General features: G+C 45.0%; 1 protein-coding gene. It reads right to left on the bottom strand.

What is annotated here, in order from left to right; genetic code table 11:
- Nucleotides 1–822 (bottom strand): hypothetical protein (locus A3763_RS28105; RefSeq protein ID WP_197482761.1); only part of this gene is annotated, 822 nt, incomplete at both ends.

Raw genomic sequence — 822 nt, 5'->3', positions numbered from 1 at the left:
AAACCCGATTCGTTTACGGCCAGTGGCTAAAGGCGATATAAAAAACCTTTTCTGACCTGTAATACCTAGGTATTCGGGCGATATAAATTGCGTTATGTGCTGGTAGTCCGAGTTACCTATCCAGGCAGCCTTATCACGTTCAAACAGGTTAAACAAGAAACCCGAACGGCTTCTTTCATATCGAACAACAAACTTCTCTCGCCACTTCTCCGTGCTCTGCCCTGAAGCATATTTAACGACTACCCTCTGGTGCTCTTTATCAAATATTGCCAAGGCGACGCGCTCAAGGCCGATGCCTTTATGAAGCCCTTGCAAGCAAAGCTTAAACACCTCATTGATATTAAAATCACCCGCTAACAGCTTATCCAAACGCTCCAGTGCTTCAAGCTCTATTGCAGTATTTGGCTGTAAGCCTTCAGTTTCATTGTCGTATTTTTTCTCTAATTCCTTTGCTGCTCGAGTGCTGGTTGGAATATGCTCAACCAATACTTTCTTGCCGAAGGAAGCAACAGTCTCTGCCGTTTCATCTGCTGTTTTCTTGAGTGCGAACATTGCTTCTGCTTCACCGATATTTTTAAATTCTGCGACGCGCTGCGCAACCTCCTTAAACTCTGCTGAATCCCAGCCGAGTAAAGCAACACGACTTATCTCATCTCCTAATATAACCGCTTGAACACGCGGGTCCTCTTCTCCTGAGCCCGCTAGAACATCGTTAATCAGGCCTTCAATTCGCCACTGTTTGGTCAGTGTTTTTGCTAAACGAGTTAAGCTAACGCCCAGGAACTTCTCAGCACAGCGATTTTTTTCTTCAATTGAAGAGCT

Source organism: Oleiphilus sp. HI0128, assembly GCF_001635365.1.
Note: the sequence above shows the minus strand (reverse complement) of the source record. Positions and strands in the feature narration are given on the sequence as shown.